Source organism: Streptomyces sp. NPDC101181 (assembly GCF_044767975.1).
In the GTDB taxonomy this organism is placed as follows: domain Bacteria; phylum Actinomycetota; class Actinomycetes; order Streptomycetales; family Streptomycetaceae; genus Streptomyces.
This window is the reverse complement of sequence record NZ_JBIWOX010000006.1, coordinates 229,074-251,406: the sequence shown is the minus strand read 5'-3', so window position 1 is coordinate 251,406 and position 22,333 is coordinate 229,074. Positions and strand designations below refer to the sequence as shown.

19 protein-coding genes are annotated in these 22,333 nt (G+C 73.9%); 5 read left to right on the top strand and 14 right to left on the bottom strand.

What is annotated here, in order from left to right; translation table 11 throughout:
- Positions 1 to 101 precede the first annotated feature (101 nt).
- Positions 102 to 1,655 (top strand): hypothetical protein, encoded by a 1,554-nt coding sequence (locus ACIRRU_RS12230; protein WP_403679036.1) that lies wholly within the window; start codon positions 102 to 104, stop codon positions 1,653 to 1,655.
- On the opposite strand, the gene ACIRRU_RS12225 is transcribed toward ACIRRU_RS12230, so the two are convergent.
- From ACIRRU_RS12225 to ACIRRU_RS12215, 3 genes are read right to left on the bottom strand one after another with little or no spacing between them, the layout of a single operon-like run.
- A complete protein-coding gene (locus ACIRRU_RS12225; protein WP_403679034.1) occupies positions 1,624 to 2,868 on the bottom strand; it encodes a hypothetical protein in 1,245 nt (414 codons plus the stop codon). The genes ACIRRU_RS12230 and ACIRRU_RS12225 overlap by 32 nt on opposite strands.
- On the bottom strand, positions 2,865 to 4,553 hold the full coding sequence (locus ACIRRU_RS12220; protein ID WP_403679032.1) for a lipopolysaccharide biosynthesis protein: 1,689 nt from the start codon (positions 4,551 to 4,553) through the stop codon (positions 2,865 to 2,867). The genes ACIRRU_RS12225 and ACIRRU_RS12220 overlap by 4 nt, the downstream gene beginning before the upstream one ends.
- Positions 4,550 to 5,812 carry a glycosyltransferase gene (locus ACIRRU_RS12215; protein WP_403679030.1) on the bottom strand — a complete coding sequence of 421 codons (1,263 nt, stop codon included), beginning with the start codon at positions 5,810 to 5,812 and terminating at the stop codon, positions 4,550 to 4,552. The genes ACIRRU_RS12220 and ACIRRU_RS12215 overlap by 4 nt, the downstream gene beginning before the upstream one ends.
- Before the next feature lie 150 nt (positions 5,813 to 5,962).
- Between ACIRRU_RS12215 and ACIRRU_RS12210 the strand changes: the two genes are divergently transcribed.
- Positions 5,963 to 6,412 (top strand): adenylyltransferase/cytidyltransferase family protein, encoded by a 450-nt coding sequence (locus tag ACIRRU_RS12210; RefSeq protein WP_363201671.1) that lies wholly within the window; start codon positions 5,963 to 5,965, stop codon positions 6,410 to 6,412.
- Here the strand turns inward: ACIRRU_RS12210 and ACIRRU_RS12205 are convergent.
- From ACIRRU_RS12205 to ACIRRU_RS12165, 9 genes are all read right to left on the bottom strand, one after another.
- Positions 6,381 to 7,121 carry a CDP-alcohol phosphatidyltransferase family protein gene (locus tag ACIRRU_RS12205; protein WP_403679028.1) on the bottom strand — a complete coding sequence of 247 codons (741 nt, stop codon included), beginning with the start codon at positions 7,119 to 7,121 and terminating at the stop codon, positions 6,381 to 6,383. The two genes, ACIRRU_RS12210 and ACIRRU_RS12205, sit on opposite strands and share 32 nt — an antisense overlap.
- Positions 7,122 to 7,194: 73 nt before the next feature.
- Positions 7,195 to 7,548 (bottom strand): monovalent cation/H(+) antiporter subunit G, encoded by a 354-nt coding sequence (gene mnhG / locus ACIRRU_RS12200; RefSeq protein WP_363201673.1) that lies wholly within the window; start codon positions 7,546 to 7,548, stop codon positions 7,195 to 7,197.
- Entirely contained in the window at positions 7,545 to 7,889 is a 345-nt protein-coding gene (locus tag ACIRRU_RS12195; protein ID WP_403679026.1) for a monovalent cation/H+ antiporter complex subunit F, read from the bottom strand. Before ACIRRU_RS12195 ends, mnhG begins: the two co-directional genes overlap by 4 nt.
- Positions 7,886 to 8,512, bottom strand: coding sequence for a Na+/H+ antiporter subunit E (locus ACIRRU_RS12190; RefSeq protein ID WP_403679024.1), 627 nt, complete (start codon positions 8,510 to 8,512; stop codon positions 7,886 to 7,888). Before ACIRRU_RS12190 ends, ACIRRU_RS12195 begins: the two co-directional genes overlap by 4 nt.
- Complete coding sequence (locus ACIRRU_RS12185; RefSeq protein ID WP_363201676.1) at positions 8,509 to 10,161, bottom strand: Na+/H+ antiporter subunit D; 1,653 nt, start codon at positions 10,159 to 10,161, stop codon at positions 8,509 to 8,511. The genes ACIRRU_RS12190 and ACIRRU_RS12185 overlap by 4 nt, the downstream gene beginning before the upstream one ends.
- Positions 10,158 to 10,778, bottom strand: a complete 621-nt coding sequence (locus ACIRRU_RS12180) for a Na(+)/H(+) antiporter subunit C (RefSeq protein WP_403679022.1) — start codon at positions 10,776 to 10,778, stop codon at positions 10,158 to 10,160. Before ACIRRU_RS12180 ends, ACIRRU_RS12185 begins: the two co-directional genes overlap by 4 nt.
- Positions 10,775 to 13,678, bottom strand: a complete 2,904-nt coding sequence (locus tag ACIRRU_RS12175; protein ID WP_403679021.1) for a Na+/H+ antiporter subunit A — start codon at positions 13,676 to 13,678, stop codon at positions 10,775 to 10,777. Before ACIRRU_RS12175 ends, ACIRRU_RS12180 begins: the two co-directional genes overlap by 4 nt.
- Before the next feature lie 330 nt (positions 13,679 to 14,008).
- Entirely contained in the window at positions 14,009 to 14,410 is a 402-nt protein-coding gene (locus tag ACIRRU_RS12170; protein ID WP_403679019.1) for a RidA family protein, read from the bottom strand.
- Positions 14,407 to 15,639: an acyl-CoA dehydrogenase family protein gene (locus tag ACIRRU_RS12165; protein ID WP_403679017.1), complete on the bottom strand. Its 1,233-nt coding sequence runs from the start codon at positions 15,637 to 15,639 to the stop codon at positions 14,407 to 14,409. The genes ACIRRU_RS12170 and ACIRRU_RS12165 overlap by 4 nt, the downstream gene beginning before the upstream one ends.
- A 253-nt stretch (positions 15,640 to 15,892) precedes the next feature.
- On the opposite strand from ACIRRU_RS12165, the gene ACIRRU_RS12160 reads away from it, so the two are divergent.
- The 3 genes from ACIRRU_RS12160 to ACIRRU_RS12150 are packed head-to-tail and all read left to right on the top strand — an operon-like array spanning position 15,893 to position 18,927.
- A complete protein-coding gene (locus tag ACIRRU_RS12160; RefSeq protein WP_403679015.1) occupies positions 15,893 to 17,560 on the top strand; it encodes an AMP-binding protein in 1,668 nt (555 codons plus the stop codon).
- Between the two features lie 9 nt (positions 17,561 to 17,569).
- On the top strand, positions 17,570 to 18,391 hold the full coding sequence (locus ACIRRU_RS12155) for a PaaX family transcriptional regulator C-terminal domain-containing protein (protein ID WP_403679014.1): 822 nt from the start codon (positions 17,570 to 17,572) through the stop codon (positions 18,389 to 18,391).
- A 53-nt stretch (positions 18,392 to 18,444) separates the two neighbouring features.
- Positions 18,445 to 18,927, top strand: coding sequence for a hypothetical protein (locus tag ACIRRU_RS12150; RefSeq protein ID WP_403679012.1), 483 nt, complete (start codon positions 18,445 to 18,447; stop codon positions 18,925 to 18,927).
- On the opposite strand, the gene ACIRRU_RS12145 is transcribed toward ACIRRU_RS12150, so the two are convergent.
- Complete coding sequence (locus ACIRRU_RS12145; protein ID WP_403679144.1) at positions 18,914 to 21,166, bottom strand: bifunctional salicylyl-CoA 5-hydroxylase/oxidoreductase; 2,253 nt, start codon at positions 21,164 to 21,166, stop codon at positions 18,914 to 18,916. The two genes, ACIRRU_RS12150 and ACIRRU_RS12145, sit on opposite strands and share 14 nt — an antisense overlap.
- A 131-nt stretch (positions 21,167 to 21,297) precedes the next feature.
- Positions 21,298 to 22,125 carry an enoyl-CoA hydratase family protein gene (locus ACIRRU_RS12140; protein ID WP_403679010.1) on the bottom strand — a complete coding sequence of 276 codons (828 nt, stop codon included), beginning with the start codon at positions 22,123 to 22,125 and terminating at the stop codon, positions 21,298 to 21,300.
- Between the last annotated feature and the right edge of the window lie 208 nt (positions 22,126 to 22,333).

Sequence of the window (22,333 nt, the reverse complement as noted above, 5' to 3'; positions counted from 1 at the left end):
CCTCGACCATGGCCACGTGTTCACAGCGTAGTCATCGGCCCTCCGCGCAGGGGCCGATTCGTTAGAGTGTCCAGCGGTTCACTGACCCCCGGGGGGAGCGCATGACGTCGGTGCACACGTCGGCGCGGGGGCGGGCGGCGGACGAGGCTTCCGCTCCGGAGAGGGGCCCGGGACTGCCCGGGGCCCCGGGCGGCCCCCCGCTGCCGCCCGAGCGGCCGATCGCCTGGTCCATGCTGTCGCGGGCGCTGTCCGTGCCGCTCACCCTGGGCCTGGTCTGCTTCCTGCCCGCGGTGATCGCCGCCCAGCCCGGCGACGGGGTCCGGGACACCGCCTACTGGCTCCAGCTGGTGCTGACCTGCTACGCGGGGGCCCGGCTCGCGACGATGATCCTCTCCACCCGGCGGCGGCTGCTCCAGGGTGTCTTCTGGATGTTCGTGTACATCGCGATGGGCGTGGCGCCGTTCGCCCAGGTGGTGATCGGGCAGACGCCGACGCCTATGGTGGGGCCGCGCCAGGACCTGGTCACGGCCATCGCGATGGTCCTGGTGGGGTGCGCCGCCTACGATCTGGGGGCGCTGCTGGCCTCACGGCGCCCCCTGCGCCGCCGGGCTCCCTCGGCGCGGGGCACGGGCGGCGGGCCCGCCGTGGCGCATCCGGTGCGGCTGCGGCTGCTGGTGCTGCTGGCGTTCGCGGCGAGCGCGTTCTACGTGATGAAGCTGGGCGGGCCCGCGGTCTTCTTCTCCAGCCGCCAGGAGATCAACGAGACGGTCGCGGCGAGCGGGGTCGCCGCGCAGGGCTCCAACGTGGGCTCCGCGTTCCTCAAGGGCTTCGGCCAGGTCCCGGCGCTGCTGGCGCTGCTCTTTTACACCCGGCGCCTGGCCACCTCCCGCCGGGCCCGGCGCACTCCGTCGACGATGCTGGTGTGGATGGCGCTGGCGGGGCTGAACCTGGTGGTGAACAACCCGGTCTCCAACGCCCGTTACTGGTTCCTGACGGTGGTGGTGGCGTTCGTGTTCGCCACGTTCCCCAGCAGCGCGGCGGTCTACCGGGCGGTGCTGACGACGGGTGTGGTGGGGGCGCTGGTGCTGTTCCCGTACGCGGACAGGTTCCGGTACGAGGAAGGGGGGCAGCGGGCCGTGCAGTCGGCCTCGGTCTTCGAGCCGCTGGTGACCAAGGACTACGACCAGATGGTGATGTTCGCCAACAGCGTCTCCTGGGTCGACACCCGGGGCCACACCTTCGGCCGCCAACTGACGGGCTCAGCACTGTTCTTCGTGCCGCGCGCGGTGTGGAGCGGGAAGCCTGAGGACACCGGGGTGCGGGTCGGGCAGTGGATGGGGCTGCGGATGACCAACCTGTCGGCCCCGGTGTGGACGGAATTGTGGGTCGACCTCGGGGGGTCCGGGATGATCGGCGGGATGGCGCTGATCGGTTACGCGTCGGCCCGCACCGACCGCCGCTACGCCCTGGCCGTGACCCGGGCGGGGCCGGGCCCCGGGAGTGTGCTGGCCATCGCCGCGCCGCTGATCGCCGGATACACCTTCATCCTGCTGCGCGGTCCGCTCCTCCAGGCGGCGGGGAAGCTGGCGATCGCCGCGCTGTGTCTGCTGGCGATCACCACGTTCAGGGAGCGGCGGGCAGGGCGTCGGCGCTGACGCCCCGGCCGGGTGCGGCAGTCCGGCGGCGCAGCCGGGCCACCCGGACCCAGGTGACGACGGCCTTGCCGAGCGAGCCGAGGAACAGCCCCCAGGCGGCCCCGAGGACGCCGCCCACGGCGTATCCGCCGACGAGGAACGCCACGGCGGCGAGCGAGAAGACCACCTGGATGGCGAGCGTGGTGCGCGGGTCGAGCATCCGCAGGGCGAGCAGCCCGCAGGTGCCGACCGCCATCGCCGCGTACTGGCTGCCGGTCGCCGGGAGCAGACCGGCGGCCACCGGCCAGGTTTCGCCGAGGAGTTGGCGTCCGGCGCGGTCGGGCAGCAGGGCCAGTGCGGTGGCCCAGAGCACGGCGGTCGCGGCGAGGACGGCGGCGAGGGCGGCGGTGGCCCGGACCCGGCGCCGTTCGTCGCCGATGCGCCCGAGGATCGGGGGGCCGAAGGAGGTGGCGGAGGTGAACAGCACGTTCAGCGGCCCGAAGAGGGTGGTTGCCCCGCGCAGCGCCCCCACCAGCAGCGGGTTGCCGACCGCGCCGAGGCCGAGGACGGAGAGCTGGCCACTCGCGTTGCCGACGCCGAACTCGACGGTGAAGCGCTGCCCGAGATGGCCGCGGCGCAGCAGCGGGCGCAGCGCGAGGGGGGCTCCGGCGGTGACGCGGTGCAGCAGGAGGGCCGAGAGCAGCAGGGCGGGCAGGGCGGACAGCCCCCAGACGGCGATCAGCCGGGCCGGGGACGCCCCGTGGTCCTGCGCGGCGAGGACCCCCAGCACACAGACCAGCCGCAACAGGTCCGACAGCAGGGCGAGATGGGGCCGCTGGAGGGTGGAGAAGGCGTACCGTACGGCGTCCTGGCCCAGCACCACCGGAAGGACCAGGCCGAGCATCAGCAGGGCCCGGGACGCCTCGCCCGGGACGAGGGCGCAGACGGCGGCCAGCGCCGCGCCGAGCACGGCGGCGGCGAGCACCGTGAAGGTCACGGCCGAGCGGCAGGCGCCCCGGATCTCCTCCCCCGCCCCGCGCCTGAGGACGAGGGGCTGCCCGGTGTACGCCCCCGAGACGCCGAGCAGCACGGTGAAGACCAGGTAGACCGCGGAGAAGCGGGCGAAGTCGGCGAGGGTGGAGAGCCGGGCTGCGGCGACGAGCACCAGGATGTTGGTGAGCGCCGCCACGCCCTGGTCGGCGACCGAGCACAGGACGGCGGTGCGGGCTCTCACCGGCGGGAGGCCGGGAGGGGCAGGGCGCGCAGCCCGAGGGTCTCGGTGGGGTCGCCGGTGGTCCCGGAGGTGTCCGGTCCGGCGGTGGGGGCGGGCGGGCCCCCACCGGGGCGGCGGGCGGACTTCGAGCGCCCGGCGTGGCGCAGCCGTCGCCGGGAGGGGTGGAGCAGCGCGCCGAGGACGGAGCCGCCGGAGGCGCTGATGATCTCGCGGATGCGCTCCAGGTCGCCGCGGTGCACCTCACGCGGATCGCACACGATCATGACGCCGGTGACCCGGTCGACGAGGGCCACCGCGTCCGCGTAGGAGAGGACCGGCGGGGCGAGCACGATGACGACGGTGCCGGGGTGGTCGGCCTCGGCGACGAGGCGGCCGACGGGCGGGGAGGTGAGGGCGCGCGGGACGTTGTCAACGGTGGCGCCGGGGATCAGGGTGAAGGCCCCGGAGCCGGGGACGTCCACGGTCACGCGGCTCGTGGCGGGCCAGCCGCCGTCGCCGTCGCCGTCCTTCTCCGCCCAGCGCGGGGCGCGTGTCCCGTGGTCGGCCCGCGTGAGTTCTCCGGCGAGGCCCGGGGTGCGCAGGTCGGCCTCGACGAGCAGGACGTCCCGGCCCATCTCGGCGAAGGCGGCGGCGAGGTTGGCGGCGGCCGCGGCGGCCGCCGCGTTGTCCCCGCGCGGGGCGGTGACCAGGAGGCGGCGGCTCTCGGCGAACGAGGGGTCGTAGGCGAGCCGGAAGGCGACCGCGCGGTACTCCTCGGCGAGCCGGGAGCCGCCCCGGCCGATGGCGAGCAGCCCGTCCGGCGCCACGCGCTCCCGGGGCAGGGTGCCCAGCAGCGGCGCGCCGAGGGAGCGGACGAGCTCGCGGTCGGAGCGTACGGCGGGGTCGAAGACGAGCCGCACCCAGGACAGCAGCAGCCCCAGCGCCAGGCCGACGACGCCGCCGAGCCCGAGCAGCAGGGGCAGGCCCGCGCCGGTGGGCGTGGTCGGGGCGACCGGCTTCTTGTTGAGGTAGCCGGGGGTGGTGTCCAGGGCCTTCAGCTCGGAGATCTTCCGGCTCAGCTCGGAGATGGAGACGATGAGGTTGGCGCGGGCGCTGGTGACGTCGTCGGCCGCGCCGAATCCGGCCTGTTCCTCCAGTTGGTCGCGCTTCTCCTCCAGGGGTTTCAGCTGGGCCCGGTAGCCGCCCGCCATGTTCTCGATGCTTTCCTCGGTGCGCGCCTTGCGGTGGGTCAGATAGGCGCCCGCGAGGGCCTCGGCGCGGGCCCGGGACTGCTCGGGGGTGGCGCCGGTGTAGGAGAAGCGCAGGGTGAGGGTGTTGGGCGGGTTGGTGACCTGGAGTCCGGCGAGCAGGGTGCGGGCGGTGACGTCGTCGCCCGCCTTGAGGAGGGTGGCCGCGGCGAGTGTGCCGACGGTGTCGCTGACGGCGGTCTGGCGCTCGGAGCCGATGTTGATGCCCTTGTCGGCGGTGGCTCCGGCGGCGAAGGGGTCGGCGATCGCGGACCGGACCTGGACCTCGCCGGTGGCGGTCCAGGTCTCCTCGCCGCCGAGCGCGAGATAGCCGCCGCCGAGCAGTCCGACGACCACGCCGGCGGCCAGCAGTGAGCGGTAGCGCAGGAGTTGGCGGAACTGGTCGCGCAGGAGGGCCGGTTCGTCCTGGTCGTCCGGGACCCGGTTCACGGAGGTCATCGGCGAAGGCTCCCCTGTCCGTCCCGCAGGACCTCGGCGAGCAGGTCGTCGAAGCGGGCGAGTCCCGCCTCCCGGCTCAGGTGGCGTGCGACGTACCGCGGCCCCTCCGCCCCGAGGGCGTCGGCGGCGGCGGGGTCGGCGGCGAGTTTCCGTACGGCCGCCAGCAGGGCCTCGGGGGCCTCGGGGGCGACGAGGACCCCGGCGCCGGAGCGCCGGACCTCGTCGGCGGTGCCGCCCTCGTCGGCGACGGAGGCGACCACGGGCCGCCCGGAGACGAAGTAGGAGGTGAGTTTGGAGGGGACGCTCATGTCGAGGACCGAGGCCCGCTGGGTGACCGCCAGGACGTCGGCGGCGGCGAGCACGTCGGGGAACTCCCCGGCGCTCGCGGGCGCCAGGAACTCCACGTTGGGCAGCCCCTCGGCGCGGGCGCGCAGGGCGTCGCGCTGGTTGCCGTCACCCATCAGGACGACGCGCACGTCCCCGGCCAGCCGGGCGGTGTCGATGAGCACCTCCAGCCCCTGCTTGAGGCCCATGTTGCCGGAGTGCAGCAGGACGGGGGTGTCCGGGTCCCAGCCGAGCCGGGCCCGGGTGGCGGACCGCTCCGCGGTGGGCCCCTGCACGTGCGTCCAGTTGGGGACGATCCGGATGCGGCCGGGGTCGACGCCGAGGGCGGTGACCCCGGGGACGAAGCTCTCGTGGATCACGCCGACCAAGGCGGCCCCGCGTAGCGCGTACCGCTCGGCGGCCGCGGCGACGGCGGCGGCCCGGCCCCCGCCCCGGATGCCGCTCTGCGCGGCCGCCGCGCCCATCAGGTCCTGGACCACGGGGAGATAGGGCACCTGGTGGCGGCGGGCGAGGCGCGCTCCGATGACCCCGCCCGCGAGGCTGGGCATCTGCGCGACCACCGCGTCGGGCCGTCCGGGCGGGGGGGCGAGGAGCCCGGAGGCCAGCACGCTCGCCTCGAACGCGGCCCGCCGCAGCGCGGTCTGACGGGTCGGCACATAGTGGCGGCGGCGATGGACGCCGACGCCGCCGCGTATCTCCACGGTCCGCCACACGCCCCGGTAGCCCTCCCCCACCTGCCAGGAGGGGTAGTGCGGCATCCCGGCCAGGACCCTGACCCGGGCGCCCGACCGGGCCCAGTGCTCGGCGAGTTGGGTGGCGTACGGGCCGATGCCCGTGACCTCCGGGGCGTAGTTGGTCGACACCACCAGAAGGCGGCGGCCCCTGAGCGGCCTGGGCCTTACGACATCGGACATCGGACGATCGCCTTCCCCCCACGACTGCCGCTGCTCCCACCGGGCAACAGCCCTGCCGAGCTTATCCGTTCACGGCTTGCACAGGTGTTCTCCACAGTAAGGTCGTCGGGACATCACCGGATCACGTTCACCGTGGGGGGAGAGATACGGATGGTGCAGCACAGGGTGGGGTACGCGCCCGGGGTGTACGACCTGTTCCACGTCGGGCATCTGAACATCCTTCGGCATGCCCGCAGCCAGTGCGACTACCTGGTCGCGGGGGTCGTCTCGGACGAGATGGCCGCCCTGGCCAAGGGCCACCGGCCGGTCATCCCGTTGCGCGAACGGCTGGAGATCGTCCGCAGCGTGCGGTTCGTGGACGCCGCGTTCGTGGAGACCGTGCCGGACAAGGTGGAGACCTGGCAGCAGGTCCGGTTCGACGTGATCTTCAAGGGCGACGACTGGCGGGGGACGGACAAGGGCGAGAAGCTGGAGCGCGACTTCGCCGAAGTGGGCGTGGAGGTCGTCTACTTCCCGTACACCGTGCACACCTCCAGCACCCAGCTGCGGCGCGCGCTGGACGTCCTGGTCAGTCCGCCCGGAGCGCTGTCAGCTCCCTGAACCACTTGGCCAGGAAGGCCGCCAGGAACAGGGTGTGCACCGCGGCCAGCACGGCGTACCCGGCGCGGAAGGCCCCGGGTGCGCCGAGCAGCAGGAACACCAGGCAGAACACCCCGTAGTCGGCGGGCAGCAGTGCCACGGCCCGCACCCGGGAGACCGGCGCGGCCGGGTCCGGCGCCGCCCAGGCGGGCCCCCGGGCGTTCGCCGCCGCCTTTCCCAGCTGGTCCCGCAGCAGCCCGGCGCAGAAGGTGAGCACGGCGGCGAGCTGGAAGCCGAGCGGCAGCAACAGCCAGACGTCGGAGGGCAGTTCCCCGAACCGGTAGAAGGAGATCAGGACCGCGGCGTGGAGGAGGACGAGCTTCCCGCAGTCCACCACATGGTCCAGCCACTCCCCGTCGGGCCCGCCCCTGCCGGTGAGCCGGGCGAGCTGCCCGTCGGCGGAGTCGAAGGCGAAGCCGACCGCGAGTGCGGCGTAGACCGTGACCGCGAGCATCCAGGACGGCTCGACGAGCGCGAGGGCCGCGACCGCCCCGTAGGTGAACGCCGCACTGACCAGCGTGACCTGATTGGGCGTCAGTCCCGCTCGGTAGGCCCCGGCCGCGAGCACCCGGCCGGCGGGCCGGTTCACGTACCGCGAGTAGAGCGACACGCCCTTGGCGCTCTTCTGTGCGCCGCGCAGTTCGCGCAGCACCGTGCCCGTGCTTTCCATACGCCCCCCAGCGTCCGGCAGTGCCCGCATCATGGCACGCGGACCCGGGGGCCGTATGGTCTTTGACCGCCCGTCACTTGGTGTCGGTCAGCTGCTCGTCGAGTTCGTCGAAGAGCAGTTCGTCGTGGTCGACCTGCCCGGTGCGGTACGCGGAGCGGGCCACGAGGTGGGAGGCGACCGGGCCGGTGAGCATCTGGAAGAAGCCGATGAGCGCGAGGGTCGCCAGGTCCATCCCGCTGCGCAGCCGCAGCGCGACCCCGGCCAGCACCAGGAGCATGCCGAGGGTCTGCGGCTTGGTCGCGGCGTGGCTGCGGGAGAGCACATCGGGCAGCCGCAGCATGCCGATCACCCCGAGCAGGGAGATCGCGGCGCCGATCAGGACCAGGAGGGCGCCGAACGTGTCGAGGATCTGGAGCCAGACGGTCACTTCGGGTCCTTTGTGGTCTCGCCGGTGGCGGTGCCGGGGGGTGGAGCCGTGATGGCCTGGGGCCGGTCGCGCACGGCGATGAAGCGGGCGATGCCCACCGAGCCGGTGAAGCCGAGGAAGGCCAGCACCAGCATGATCGGGAAGTAGAACGAGTCCAGCGCCACGGCGGACTTGGCGCCGAGCCCCGCGATGATCAGCGCGGCGATGACGTCCAGCGAGATCGCCCGGTCGAGCATGGAGGGGCCGCGCCAGACCCGCACCAGCAGCAGGAGCCCGGCCGCCAGGACCAGGACGATGGCGGCGGTCAGCAGGACCCGGTCGATCTGTTCGAGGACGCTCATGGGGCGGGCCTTCCGGCGGTGAGCTGCGGCGGTGGGGGCGGTTCGGCGACCCGGGCGATCTCGTCGGCGGTGCCGAAGGCCCGTACGGTCAGTTCCTCCAGCCGCCAGACCTGCCGCCGGGCCGCTTCGAGTTCCTCGGGCCGGTCCGCGTCCAGGACGTGCAGGAAGACGGTGGCGGTGGCCCGGCGCATCTCGATGACGGAGCCGCCGGGGACGTTGGAGACGGCCACGGCGACGGCGGCGAGCATCAGATCGCTGCGGCAGCGCAGCGGTACGCCGATGACGGCGGCCCGGTGCGGAGTGCCGGCGAAGATCTGCCGGGTGACCTTCACACCGGAGGTGTACATGTCGTAGAGGAGATATCCGGCGAGCCGGACGATGCCCCAGGGGTGGAGCCGCAGGCCGAGGTCGACCGGCGGCAGCGGGAACGCCAGACAGACGGCGGAGGCGACGACCACGCCCGTGATGATGTTGGCCAGGTTGAAGGTCGACCAGAGCAGCACCCAGATGAGGGTGAGCCAGGCGATCAACGGCAGGTCCAGTACCCGGCCGCCGCGGCCGACCCGGCAGCTCAGCGGCGGCAGGTCGGCGTTGCGGAACGACAGCCGCAGGAATCGGCTCACCGGCCCAGCACCTCCTCGATGTAGGGCGTCCGCTGGAGCAGTTCGACGGCCGCGCGGTCGGTGAAGGCGGTGAGCGGTCCGGCGAACACCGTGAACGACAGGGCCAGCGCGACGGTGGCCGCGGTGGCCGCCATCATGGGCCGGGGCAGCCGGCTGGTGGTGGTGACCGCCCGCCCGTGGAGCGTGGTGGTGCCGGTCCGGCCGGCCGGGGGGTTCAGGGGCGCGATGCCCTCGTCGCCGGTGCCGGGCACGCCGTCGGGGCCCTCGTCGGTGTCGTCGTCGCTGTCGTCGCCCGACTCCAGGACCGTGCCCGCCGCGGCCTGTCCGGGCGGCGCGGCCCGCCAGAACGCCAGGTTCCACACCTTCGCGGTGACGTACAGCGTCAGCAGGCTGGTGACCACCGATCCGGCGACCAGGACCCAGGCCCAGACGCTGCCGTCCGCGACCCCCGCCCGCATCAGCCCGAGCTTGCCGATGAAGCCGGAGAGCGGCGGGATGCCGGCCAGGTTCATCGCGGGGACGAAGAAGAGCAGGGCCAGTATCGGCGCGGCCTTGGCCAGGCCGCCGAGCCGGGTCAGCTCGGTGGTGCCGCCCCGGCGCTCGATGAGTCCGGCGACCAGGAACAGGGTGGTCTGGACGGTGATGTGGTGGACGACGTAGACGATGGCGCCGCCGTACGCCTCCCGGGTGGCCAGGCCGATCCCGAAGACCATGAAGCCGATGTGGCTGATCAGGGTGAAGGAGAGCAGCCGTTTCAGGTCGGTCTGGGCGACCGCTCCGAGGATGCCGATCACCATCGACGCCAGCGCCACGGCCATCAGCAGGTCGCCGATCCGGTTGCCCGGGAAGAGCAGGGTCTCGGTCCGCATCATGCAGTAGACGCCGACCTTGGTGAGCAGTCCGGCGAAGACCGCGGTGACCGGTGCGGGCGCCGTCGGGTAGGAGTCGGGAAGCCAGGCGGCGAGCGGGAAGACGGCGGCCTTGATCGCGAAGACGGTGATCAGCATCGCCTGGATCAGGGTCTGCACGCCGAGCGGGAGTCCGGGGAGCCGCTCGGCGAGCTGGGCGAAGTTCACGGTGCCCAGGGCCGCGTACGTCATCGCGATGGCGATCAGGAAGACCATCGAGGAGAACAGCGAGATGATCACGTAGGTGGAACCGGCCCTCATGCGGGGTCCGGTGCCGCCGAGGGTGAGCAGCACGAAGCTGGCCACCAGCATGATCTCGAAGCTGACGAAGAGGTTGACGAGGTCGCCCGCGAGGAAGGTGCAGGAGACTCCGGCGACCAGGATCAGATAGGCCGGGTGGAAGACCGCCAGCGGGGTCTCCTTGTCCCGGTCGGTCATGCCCTGGCCGAGGGAGTAGATCAGCACGCAGAGCGTGACGGCCGAGGAGACGGTGAGCATCAGCCCGGAGAGCCGGTCGGCGACCAGGGTGATGCCGAGCGGCGGGGCGAAGTCGCCGAGGTGGACGGAGAGCGGCCCCTGCCGGTCCGCGGCGATCATCAGGGTGACCGAGAGCGCCAGGACGGCGGTGAGCACGGCGACGCTGATGAACCGCTGGAAGCGCTGCATCCGGGTGCCGAAGGTGAGGCTGAGTCCGGTGGCGCAGAGCGGCAGGAGCACCGGAAGCGGGACGAGCGCGTTCATCCGGCGGCTCCTCTTTCGTCTCGGGGGTAGCGGTCGTCGGCCCTGGCGTCGCCGTCGCGTTCGTAGTCCTCGGGGTCGGCACCGATGACGTCGTGCCAGAGGTCGCCGGAGGCGTCGCGGCCGCGGGCCTGGCGGGCCCGGTCGGCGCGGAGCCGGTCGCGGAGTCTGCGGCGCTCCTCCCGGTAGCGTTCGCGTTCGTCCGCGGTGGGCTCGGCGCCCGAGCGGAAGTCCTCGCGCAACTGGGCGCGCTCGGAGAACACTTCGGCGCGGAGCACGACGCGGCGGTCCTCCAGGTCGTCGTGGACCTCGTCGGTGCCGGTGATCTGGTGGCTGCGGTAGGCCATGGCGAGCAGGAAGGCGGTGGTGCCGAGGGTGATCACGATCGCGGTCAGGGCGATGGCCTGCGGCAGCGGGTCGGTGACCCGGCGCAGGTCGACGCCGTAGAGGAGCGGGGCGGCCCCGGCCGTGCCCGTGGAGGCCAGGATCAGCAGGTTGACCCCGTTGCTCAGGATGACGGCCCCGAGCAGGATCCGGGTCAGCGGCCGGGTCAGCATGAGGATGCCGCCCACGGCGCAGAGCACCACGGCCGTGACGAGGAGTGAGGCGCTGACGGTCATCGCGGGTCCCCTCCCGCCTCGGCGCCGCCCGGCGCGGTGAGCGCCCCGGCGGCGCGTTCGATCTGCCGGTCGATCTTGGCGCCGAGCGCCCGGACGATGTCCAGGACGACGCCGAGCACCAGCAGGTACACGCCGAAGTCGAACAGGATCGGTGTGCTCATGTGGAAGTCGCCGAAGACCGGCAGGTGGCCGTGGTAGGTGAAGGCGTGCAGAACGGTTCCGTCGATCAGGCCGAGGAGCCCGACCCCGGTCGAGATGAAGAGGCCGAGTCCGGTGAAGAGCCCCGGTTGCAGGGGCGCTGCCTGAGCCAGTTCGAAGCGGCCGCCCGCCAGGTAGCGGGTGATGAGGGCGACCCCGGCGACGAGTCCGGCGACGAAGCCGCCGCCGGGCATGTTCTCGGCGCAGAACAGCAGGTAGACGGAGAGGATCAGGATCGGGTGGAAGAGCAGCCGGGCCACCACCTCGAAGACGATCGAACGGTGCTCGGGGGCGAGGGTGGACCCGGCCGCCAGCCAGTCGCGTTCGGGCGCCCCCTCGTCGCCCTGCGGCAGCCGCGCGGTGTGTTCGGCCGCGATCGACCAGGCGGTACGGCCGTTCAGCTCGTCCGAGGTCATCGGCCCGTCGCTGCGGCGGTGCAGGTAGATGAGGCTGGTGACGCCGATCGCGGCGGCGGCCAGCACCGCGGACTCCCCCAGGGTGTCCCAGGCGCGCAGGTCGACGAGGATCGTGGCGACCACGTCCTTGTACCCGTGCTCCTCGACCTCCTTGACCATGGCCGCCCCGGCGGGTTCCGCGGTCCGCGCGGCCGCGGCCACCCAGACGGCGACGCCGACGGTACCGGCGGCCAGGAGCGCCACCGGGATGCGGATGGCGCGCCGCCAGGGGGAGACGGTCTCCTCGAAGTGGACCGGCATCCGGCGCAGCACCAGGACGAAGACGATCATCGCCACGGTCTCGACGCAGAACTGGGTGAGTGCCAGGTCCGGCGCGCCCTGGACGACGAAGAGCAGCGCGGTGCCGTAGCCGATCAGGCCGCTGAGGACGACGGCCTTCATCCGGCGCCGTACGGTCAGGCAGAGCAGGGCCGCCACGCAGGTGAGCACGGCGAGGCCGCCCTGGAGGGGGTTGTCCCAGAGCCGGGGGGCCGGGGCGCTCTGCCAGGGGGTGTCGGTGACGAGCACGGCGAGCTGACCCCCGGCCATCACCAGCAGCGTGGTCGCCAGGTAGACCGAGAGGGAGCCGCGCTGGATGAAGCCGGTGACCTGGAGGGCGAGCCGTTCCTGCCCGAGCAGCAGATGGCCGAAGACGCTGTCGGCGGTGGGCCAGGCGACGCGGCGGGAGATCCGGGAGACGGTGTCGCGGACGAGGAAGAGGCCGACGCCGGCCGCCCAGGCGACGGCGGACAGCAGCAGCGCGACGCCCCATCCGTGCCAGAGCGCCAGGTGGTAGGGGTCGGCGGGGACCGGATAGGTGTCGGCGTAGGCGCTGAACAGCCGGTCGGTGAGACCGACGCCGGGGCCGAGCACCAGGCCGAGCACCGCGAGCAGGGCGGGCGGGGCCAGGAAGGCGAGGCCCACCCGGTGGACGGGGGTGTCGGGGACGCCGGGCTTGCGGGCGAAGGCCCCCCAGACGAACCGCAGGGTGTACGCGGTGGTCAGGGCGGAGCCCGCGACGACGGCGGCCAGCGCCCACCGGTCGGCGGCCGAGCCGTGCAGCAGCGCCTCGAAGGCGGCCTCCTTGGCGGCGAACCCGAGCAGCGGCGGCAGGGCGGCCATGGAGGCGGCGGCGAGGACGGCGACCCCGGCGACGTACGGCAGGGAGCTGCCGACGCCGGAGAGCCTGCGCAGGTCCCGGGTGCCGGTGGCGTGGTCGATGATGCCGGTGACGAGGAAGAGCGGCGCCTTGAACAGCGCGTGGCCGAGGATCATCGCGGCGGCGGCGAGGGCCGCGTCCCGGTTGCCGGTCCCGGCGAGCAGGGTGAGGAAGCCGAGCTGGCTGACGGTCCCGTAGGCGAGGACCAGCTTGAGGTCGTTGAGGCGCAGCGCGCGCCAGCCGCCGAGCAGCATGGTCGCGCCGCCCAGGACCAGGATGACGGGCTTCCACACGGGGACGTCGGCGAAGGCCGGGGAGAGCCGGGCGACCAGGTAGACCCCGGCCTTGACCATCGCGGCGGCGTGCAGATAGGCGCTGACCGGGGTGGGCGCGGCCATGGCGTTCGGCAGCCACATGGAGAAGGGCCAGATCGCGGACTTCGACAGTGCTCCGGCCAGGATCAGCACGAGGGCGACGGAGACGGCGAGGGTCGCCTCGGGCGGGTCGGCGACGATGGCCGAGATCTGGTAGGTCCCGGCGGCCTGACCGACGATCAGGAAGCCGACCAGCATGGCGAGACCGCCGAGCGTGGTGACGGTGAGGGCCTGGAGGGCGGAGCGTCGGCTGTGCCGGTGCTCGCTGCCGTGGCCGATCAGCAGGAAGGAGAAGACCGTGGTCAGCTCCCAGAACACGTACAGCGTGATCAGGTCGTCGGCGAGCACCAGGGCGAGCATCGCGCCCGCGAAGGCCAGGAGGTTCCCGGCGAAGCGGCCCAGCTGCGGGGTGTCGTCGCGGAAGTAGGAGGCGCAGTAGACCAGGACGAGGGCGCCGACCCCGGCGGCCATCAGGACCATCAGCTCGGAGAGCGCGTCCAGCCGGAGGCCGAGGGCGACGTCGTAGTCCGGAATCCACCGCCAGGACCAGGTGACCGCCTCACCGGAGGCCGCGGTGGACCACTGGGTGAGCGCCCAGACGGTGGCGGCGGCCGGAGGCAGGGCCAGGACGAGGAAGGCACGCCTGCCGAGCCGGTGCACCAGCGGGCTCGCGAAGGCGGCCAGCACGAAGTGGCCGATGATGAGCGCGATCACAGCACGGTGTCCGGGCCGGGCGGCGAAACAACCGGAGTATGGGGCACCGAATACAGATATACGGCCCCGGTGGATTCACCGGACCGGCACGCCGCGCGCACACCGGTGCGCCGGGACCGGACGCGGACCCGAGGGAGCGTCAGCTGGGGGCGCGGCGAACGCCGCGACCGGAGGTGAGGGTGTTCCGTGTGGTACCGCACCCGCAGAGCCTAACGCGACCATCTTGACGACTTCTTTACGGGGGTCTTTCCGCCTCTTTGAAGAACCACGCCCCCCGGCCGCTCCCGCCCCCGCGACCGGCACGGGATACCGGCTCGGGGCAGGGCGGGGCTACGGCAGGACGGCGACCCCGTCGATCTCGACCAACGCCGACTCGTCCCAGAGCCGGGCGACGCCGATGACGGCCATCGCCGGATAGTCGCGTCCGGCGAGGCCGCGCCAGATCCGGCCCAGCTCGGCGGCGTGGGCCCGGTAGTCCGCGACATCGGTGGCGTAGACGGTGACCCGGGCCAGGTCGGCGGGGGCGCCGCCCGCCGCGCGCAGGGCGGTGAGCAGATTGCCCAGCGCGGTGGCGAACTGCTCTGGCAGGGTGGCCCCGACGACCTCGCCGTCCGGGTCGAGCGCGGTCTGTCCGGCGAGGAAGACCAGCTGCCCGCCGGTGGCGACGACGGCGTGCGAGAAGCCGGTGGGCGGCGAGAGCTGGGCCGGGTTGATCCGGTGGGACGGGCTCATACGGTCGGCTCCTGAGGCGGCTGGGGTTGCTGAGGCGGCGGAGTCCCCCGGCGCTCCGGTCCGGCGGCAGGGGTGGGGGCGGCGGTGGCGGCCGGGCCGCCGGGCTCCCGGGTGGCGGCGGCCGCGTACAGGTCCTTGGCGATGACGGCGCGCTGCACCTCGCTCGCACCCTCGTAGATGCGGGGCGCGCGGACCTCGCGGTAGAGGTGTTCGAGGAGATGGCCGCGGCGCAGGGCGCGGGCGCCGTGCAGCTGGACGGCGGCGTCGACGACGTACTGCGCGGTCTCCGTGGCGTACAGCTTGGCCATCGCCGCGCGGCGCGGGACCCCGCTCTCCCCCGCGTCGTACGCGGCGGCCGCCGCGTACACCAGGAGGCGGGCGGCCTCGGTGCGGGTGGCCATCTCGGCGACCTGGTGCGAGACGGCCTGGAGGTCGCTCAGCGGTCCGCCGAAAGCGGTGCGGCGGGCGGTGTGGTCCACGGTCGCGTCCAGGGCGGCGCGGGCCATGCCGACGGCGAAGGCGCCGACGCTGGGCCGGAAGAGGTTGAGGGTGCTCATCGCGACCCCGAAGCCCCGGTCGGGCTCGCCGAGGACGTCGGCGGCGGTGACCGGTACGCCGTCGAACTCCAGGGTGCCGATGGGGTGCGGGGAGAGCATGTCGAGGGCGGAGCCGGTGAGGCCGGGCCGGTCGGCGGGGACCAGGAAGGCGGTGACACCCCGGGAGCCCGCGCCGGGGGTGGTGCGGGCGAAGACCACGGCGAAGTCGGCCTCGGGGGCGTTGGAGATCCAGCACTTCTCGCCGGTGAGCCGCCATCCGTCGGCGGTGTGCTCGGCGGCCAGGCTCAGGGCCGCCGCGTCGGACCCCGCGCCCGGCTCGGTCAGCGCGAACGCGGCGACGGCGCGCCCGGCCCGGACCTCGGGGAGCCAGCGCTCGCGGTGGACGGGGGTGCCCGCCCGGACGACCGGGGTGGCGCCGAGGCCCTGGAGGGCGAGCGCGGTCTCGGCCTCGGTGCAGCCCCGGGCCAGGGACTCGCGCAGCAGGCACAGGTCGAGCGCGCCCGATCCGAACATCCGCCCGAGCAGCCCCAGCTCACCGAGGGCGGCCAGCAACGGCCGGTTGACGCGTCCGGGCTCCCCCTTCTCCGCCAGCGGGCGCAGCCGCCGCTCGGCGAGGGTGCGAAGCTCCTCGCACCAGGCGGTCTGTTGGGGTTCGAGGGAGAATGCCGTCATGGCGGCGCCTCTCTTGTCGCGTGTCCGGTCCTGTCCCGTCTCCGACGTACCGCGTCCTTGCTGCCGCACCGCGCCGCTGTCCTGCCACGTCACCACCCGGCCGCGTCACCGCCCGCCGCGCCCGCCGCCCCACCCTCGCCCGAAGGGCCCGGCCGCGCTCACGGAGGTCCGGCCGCTTCCCTGCCATATCGCGGACCGTTGACTACCGTCACCCAAACGATACGCTCCAGAGGCGACAAGGGGGCGATCCTTCATGGAGCCGAATTCCTCGCCGAACACGCCCGCAGCCGCCGCCGACGCGTCCGCACGCGTCCCCGGTGCGCACACCGACACGTTCACGCGCGATCACCTCCCGCCCCCCGGACAGTGGCCGGAACTGCTGCTGGACGACCCCCTGGTGCGTTACCCCGAACGGCTGAACTGCGGGTACGAACTGCTGGACCGCACCATCGCGGAGCGGGGGCCCGACCGCCCCGCGCTGCGCTCGGGCGACGGGGAGGTGTGGAGCTACGGCGAGCTGCGGGAGACGGTGGACCGGGTCGCCCACACGCTGACCGGGGAGCTGGGCGTGGCGCCGGGGAACCGGGTGCTGCTGCGCGGGCCCACCACCCCCTGGCTCGCCGCCTGCTGGCTGGCCGTCATGAAGGCGGGCGCGGTCGCCGTCACCGTACTGGCGCAGGCGCGCGCCCCGGAGCTGGCCACCATCTGCTCGCTGGCGCGGGTCGGCCACGCCCTGTGCGACGCCCGCTCCACCGGGGATCTGCGGGCGGCCGGGGTCCAGGGGCTGCGGATCACCGAGTTCGGCGGGGACGGGCCCGGGGACCTGACCCGGCTGGCCGCCGCGCGGAGCGGCCCCTACCGGGTGGTGGACACGGCGGCGGACGAGGTCGCGCTGATCGCGTTCACCTCGGGGACGACCGGCCGCCCCAAGGGCTGCATGCATCTGCACCGGGACGTACTGGCCGTCGCCGACACCTTCTCCCGCGAGGTGCTGCGCCCCTCGCCCGACGACGTCTTCGCGGGCAGCCCGCCGCTGGGCTTCACCTTCGGCCTCGGCGGGCTGCTGCTCTTCCCGCTGCGGGCCGGAGCCTCGACGCTCCTGCTGGAGCAGGCGGGCCCCGGGCAGCTGCTGCCCGCGCTGGCCCGGCACCGGGTCTCGGTCCTGTTCACCGCGCCGACCGCGTACCGCACGATGCTCGGCCAGCTGGCGGGCCACGACCTGTCGGCGCTGCGGCGCTGTGTGTCCGCCGGGGAGAACCTGCCCGCCGCCACCTGGCACGCCTGGCACGAGGCGACCGGGCTGCGCATCATCAACGGCATCGGGGCCACCGAGCTGCTGCACATCTTCATCTCGGCCGCGGACGACGCGATCCGCCCCGGCACCGTCGGCGTCCCGGTGCCGGGCTGGCAGGCCCGGGTGGTGGACGAGCGCGGCGACGAACTGCCCGACGGCGAGCCGGGGCTGCTCGCCGCGCGTGGTCCGGTCGGCTGCCGCTACCTCGCCGACCCCCGGCAGACGGAGTACGTCCGGCACGGCTGGAACCTGACCGGCGACACCTTCGTGCGCGAACCGGACGGCTACTTCCGTTACGTGGCCCGCGCCGATGACATGATCATCTCCTCCGGCTACAACATCGCGGGCCCCGAGGTGGAGGAGGCCCTGCTGCGCCACCCGGAGGTCGCCGAGGCTGCGGTGGTGGGCCGGGCGGACGAGCTGCGGGGTCAGATCGTGGTGGCGCACGTGGTGCTCACGGAGGGCTCGGAGCAGACGGCCGACGCGCTGCGCGCCCATATGAAGGCGAGCCTGGCCCCGCACAAGTGCCCGCGCGTCTTCGTCTTCGAGCAGGCGCTGCCGCGGACCGCGACCGGCAAACTCCAGCGCTTCCTGCTCCGGGAGGACGCCCCCTGGGGGCTGTCCTAGAGTGATCACGTGGCCGAGTTGCGCACCCCCCGTTCCCTGATCGTCACGCTGTACGGCGCCTACGGTCGCCCCTCCGCCGACGCCCCGTTCGCGGTGTCGGAGCTGATCCGCCTGCTGCACGCCGTGGGCGTGGACGCCCCTTCCGTACGCTCCTGCGTCTCGCGGCTGAAGCGGCGCGGGCTGCTGGTGGCGGCCCGCGCGGCCGACGGTTCGGCGGGCTACGCCCTGTCGCCGGACGCCCGGCAGCTGCTGGACGACGGCGACCGGCGGATCTACCGGCGCACCCCGCCCCGGCTCGCGGACGGCTGGGTCCTCGCGGTGTTCTCGGTGCCCGAGACCGAGCGCGGCAAGCGCCATGTGCTGCGCTCACGGCTGGCGCGGCTGGGCTTCGGCACGGCGGCGCCCGGGGTGTGGATCGCCCCCGCCGGACTGTACGAGGAGACCCGCCACACCTTGCGGCGGCTCGAACTGGACCCGTACGTGGATCTGTTCCGCGGCGAGCACCTGGGGTTCGCCGCGACCCGCGAGGCGGTGGCCCGCTGGTGGGACCTGGCCGCGGTGGCCCGCCTCCACCACGACTTCCTGGAGCTGCACGAACCGGTGCTGCGGGACTGGGACGCGACCGTGCCCGCGGACACCGAGCCCCGCCCGCAGGCCGCCTACCGCGACTACCTCCTGGCCCTGGACTCCTGGCGCCAACTCCCCTACGCCGACCCGGGTCTGCCCCCGGAGCTGCTGCCCGACGACTGGCCGGGCGGCCGCTCGGCCGATGTGTTCGGCCGGCTCCACGAGCGGCTGCGGGACGCCGGGGAGCGCTTCGTCCGGCCGTGAGTCCCGCCGGTCCGCCGGAAACCAGGTGCCCCGGCCCCGCTCCGACGGGCAGGATGAGCCATGACCTGGACGAGGAGCCGCCCATGACGGCGGAGCGGCCGGTGCCGGGGCCGCTCTGGCTGGTCGCCGCGAACGTCGTGCGGTGGCGGCGCTACGGGAACGGCGGGCAGGAGCTGCGGCCCGGGACCAAGGCGTACCGGGGCGGGGCGAAGGTGTACGTCGTCGGAACGCATGCGGGCATGGGCCACGAGCAGGTGACCACGGTCGGGCGCGGCCGGCACACCGGCGCGTACATCACCATCGACACCGCGACCCGCCATCTGCACACGTTCCGTCCCGCCTCGGTGCACAGCCCCGCGGTGCTGCGGCGGCTGACGGCCCTGGGCATCGACGGGACCTGGGCCACCCGGGAGTACGCGGAGGAGCTGACGGCGCTGCTCGGCTCGCTGGCTCCCCGGTACCGCGAGGAGCACTGGGGCGGGGCGCCCCACCCCGGCCCGTGCCGCTGTCACACCTGCCTGGTCACCCCAGGGTGAGCCGCGGCTTCGGCCCGTCCGTGCGGCCGGTGGGCGGCGGGCGGCTGCCCGCGCCGTACGGGAGGGGCCAGGGTGCGCCCGGTCCCGTGTAGCCCTGCTCGGCCGCCGCGTGGAGGGTCCAGTGCGGGTCGTACAGGTGGGGGCGGGCGAGGGCGCAGAGGTCGGCGCGGCCCGCCAGGAGGAGGGAGTTGACGTCGTCCCAGGAGGAGATCGCGCCGACCGCGACGACCGGGACGCCCACGGCGTTGCGGATGCGGTCGGCGTAGGGGGTCTGGTACGAGCGGCCGAACTCGGGGCGCTCGTCCGGGACGACCTGGCCGGTGGAGACGTCGATGGCGTCGGCCCCGTGGGCGGCGAAGGCGCGGGCGATCTCCACGGCGTCCGCCTCGTCCGTGCCGCCGTCGGCCCAGTCGGTGGCGGAGATCCTCACGGTCATCGGCCTGTCCTCGGGCCAGAGTTCACGGACCGCGTCGAAGACTTCGAGGGGGAAGCGGAGACGGTTCTCCAGCGGGCCGCCGTAGGCGTCGGCGCGGTGGTTGGTGAGGGGGGAGAGGAAGCCGGAGAGCAAGTAGCCGTGGGCGCAGTGCAGTTCGAGGAGGTCGAATCCGGCGGCGGCCGCGCGGCGGGCCGCCCGGGCGAACTGCTCGCGTACGGCGGTCAGTCCGGCCCGGTCCAGCGAGGCGGGGACCTGGCTGACGCCGGGCTCGTACGGGAGCGGGGAGGCGGCCGACAGCGGCCAGTTGCCGTGTTCCAGAGGCTGGTCGATGCCCTCCCACATCAGCTTGGTGGAGCCCTTGCGGCCGGAGTGACCGAGCTGGACGCCGATGGCCGCGCCGGGAGCGGAGGCGTGGACGAATTCGGTGATCCGCCGCCAGGCGGCGCCCTGTTCGTCGGTCCACAGACCGGTGCAGCCCGGGGTGATACGGCCCTCGGGGCTGACGCAGACCATCTCGGTCATGGTGAGCCCGGCCCCGCCCAGCGCGCGGGCGCCGAGGTGGACGAGGTGGAAGTCCCCGGGGAGCCCGTCGGTGGCGCGGTACATGTCCATCGGGGAGACGACGACGCGGTTGCGCAGCTCCAGCCCGCGCAGCCGGAGCGGGGTGAACATCGGCGGGGTGCCGGGCGGGCAGCCGAACTCCTCCTCCACGGCGGCGGTGAACGAGGCGTCGCGCAGCCTCAGGTTGTCGTGGGTGACCCGGCGGCTGCGGGTGAGCAGGTTGAACGCGAAGCGGCGGGGCGGCTGGTCGGCATAGGTGGCCAGCTCCTCGAACCAGCGCAGGCTGGCGGCGGCGGCCCGCTGGGTGGAGGCGACGACCGGGCGGCGCTCGGCCTCGTACGCGGCGAGCGCTGCGGGCAGGTCGGGGTGTTCCCCGACGCAGGCGGCGAGCGCGAGGGCGTCCTCGACGGCGAGCTTGGTCCCGGAGCCGATGGAGAAGTGGGCGGTGTGCGCGGCGTCCCCGATGAGGACGGTGTTCCCGTGCGACCAGCGGGAGTTGGTGACCGTACGGAAGGCGAGCCAGGAGGACCTGTTGGAGCGCAGCGGCCCGCCGGCCAGGATCCCGGGGAAGAACGCCGCGCAGCGGTTGGCGGATTCGGTCACGTCGCAGGTGTCGAGCCCGGCCGCCCGCCACACCTCCTCGCGCATCTCGACGATGACGGTGGAGGCGTCGGCGGCGTAGGGGTAGGCGTGCAGCTGCATGACGCCGTAGGGGGTTTCGGCGATCTCGAAGCGGAAGGCGTCGAGCGCGAAGCCGGCGGCGAGCCAGATGTAGCGGTTGCGGTGTCCGGTGACGGTCGGTCCGAAGGCGTCCGCGTGCGCCGCGCGGGTGGCGCTGTGCACCCCGTCGGCGGCGACGACGAGATCGTGGTGGGCGGCCAGCTCGGCGGCGGGCGGCGCCTCGGCGCGGAAGCGGAGCCGGACGCCGAGAGCAGTGCAGCGCGCGTGCAGGATCTCCAGCAGGCGCCGGCGGCCGAGGGCGGCGAAGCCATGACCGCCGGAGGTGTGGGTGCGGCCGCGGTGGACGATGTCGATGGTGTCCCAGCGGACGAACGCGCGGCTCAGCGCGCGGTAGACCTCGGGGTCGGCGTGCTCGATGCCGCCGAGGGTCTCGTCGGAGAGGACGACGCCGAAGCCGAAGGTGTCGTCGGGAGCGTTGCGCTCGTGGACGGTGATCTCGCGGGCCGGGTCGAGCCGCTTGAGGAGGGCGGCGGCGTAGAGCCCGCCGGGACCGCCACCGATGACCGCGACGCTCCGGACGGGGGCGGGGGCTTGGGCACGGTCGGAGGCCGGGGCGGGAGCGGCTGCCCGACCGGGGGCGGCTGCGCGGCCGGCGGCGGCTGCGCGGCCGGCGGCGGCTGCGCGGGGCACGGTCACCTCCCCCGCCACCGCGGAGGCCGCTTCCCGGTGAAGGCCGCGTGGAACTCGGCGTAGTCCTCGCCGTGCATCAGGAGGGCCTGGGTGCTGGCGTCCAGCTCGACGGAGGCGGCGAGCGGCATGTCCAGTTCCGCGGTCAGCAGGGCCTTGGTCTGGGCGAGGGCGAGGGCGGGACCGTCGGCGAGGCGGCGGGCCAGCTCCTGGGCGCGCTCGTCGGCCCGGCCCTCCTCGGCCAGCTCGCTGATCAGCCCGATCCGCTCCGCCTCCGGGGCCCGGACGGCGTCGCCGAGCATCAGCAGCCGGGTCGCATGGCCGAGCCCGACGACGCGGGGCAGCAGATAGGCCGCGCCCATGTCACCGCCGGAGAGGCCGACCCGGGTGAACAGGAAGGCGAACCGGGCCGACGGGTCGGCGACCCGGAAGTCGGCGGCGAGGGCCAGCACCGCCCCGGCGCCCGCCGCGACCCCCTGGACCGCGGCGACGACCGGGAAGGGGCACTCCCGCAGGGCCCGGACGACCTGGCCGGTCATCCGGTTGAAGTCGAGGAGCTGCGCGGTGTCCATCGCCAGGGTCGCGCCGATGATCTCGTCGACGTCGCCGCCGGAGCAGAAGCCGCGCCCCTCGCCCGCGAGGACGAGGGCGCGCACGGAGCGTTCCCGGGAGAGCTCGGCGAGCAGGTCGCGCAGATCCGCGTACGCGCCGAAGGTGAGCGCGTTCAGCTTTTCGGGGCGGGCGAGTGTGACGGTGGCCACACCCTCGTCCCGGGTCACCCGGAGGTGACGCCATGCCGCGGTGCTCGGGGCCGAGCTGGGAAACGGGCTCATGGAGGGGTCCCCCTCAGCGATCGGGCGGGTGCCGGCCGTGCCTGGGTCGCGTTCCGATCCCGAAGTTATCACTCATACGTGACTCCCGTCACGACACCGCAATACCCCTTCCATGAGACTGTTGTGGCGAAAGTCCCCTTTGCTCCGGCCGACCGCCCCTATGGCAGCGCCGGAGCGGTTCGTAAGGTTGAAACCAGGAAGTCTCGCC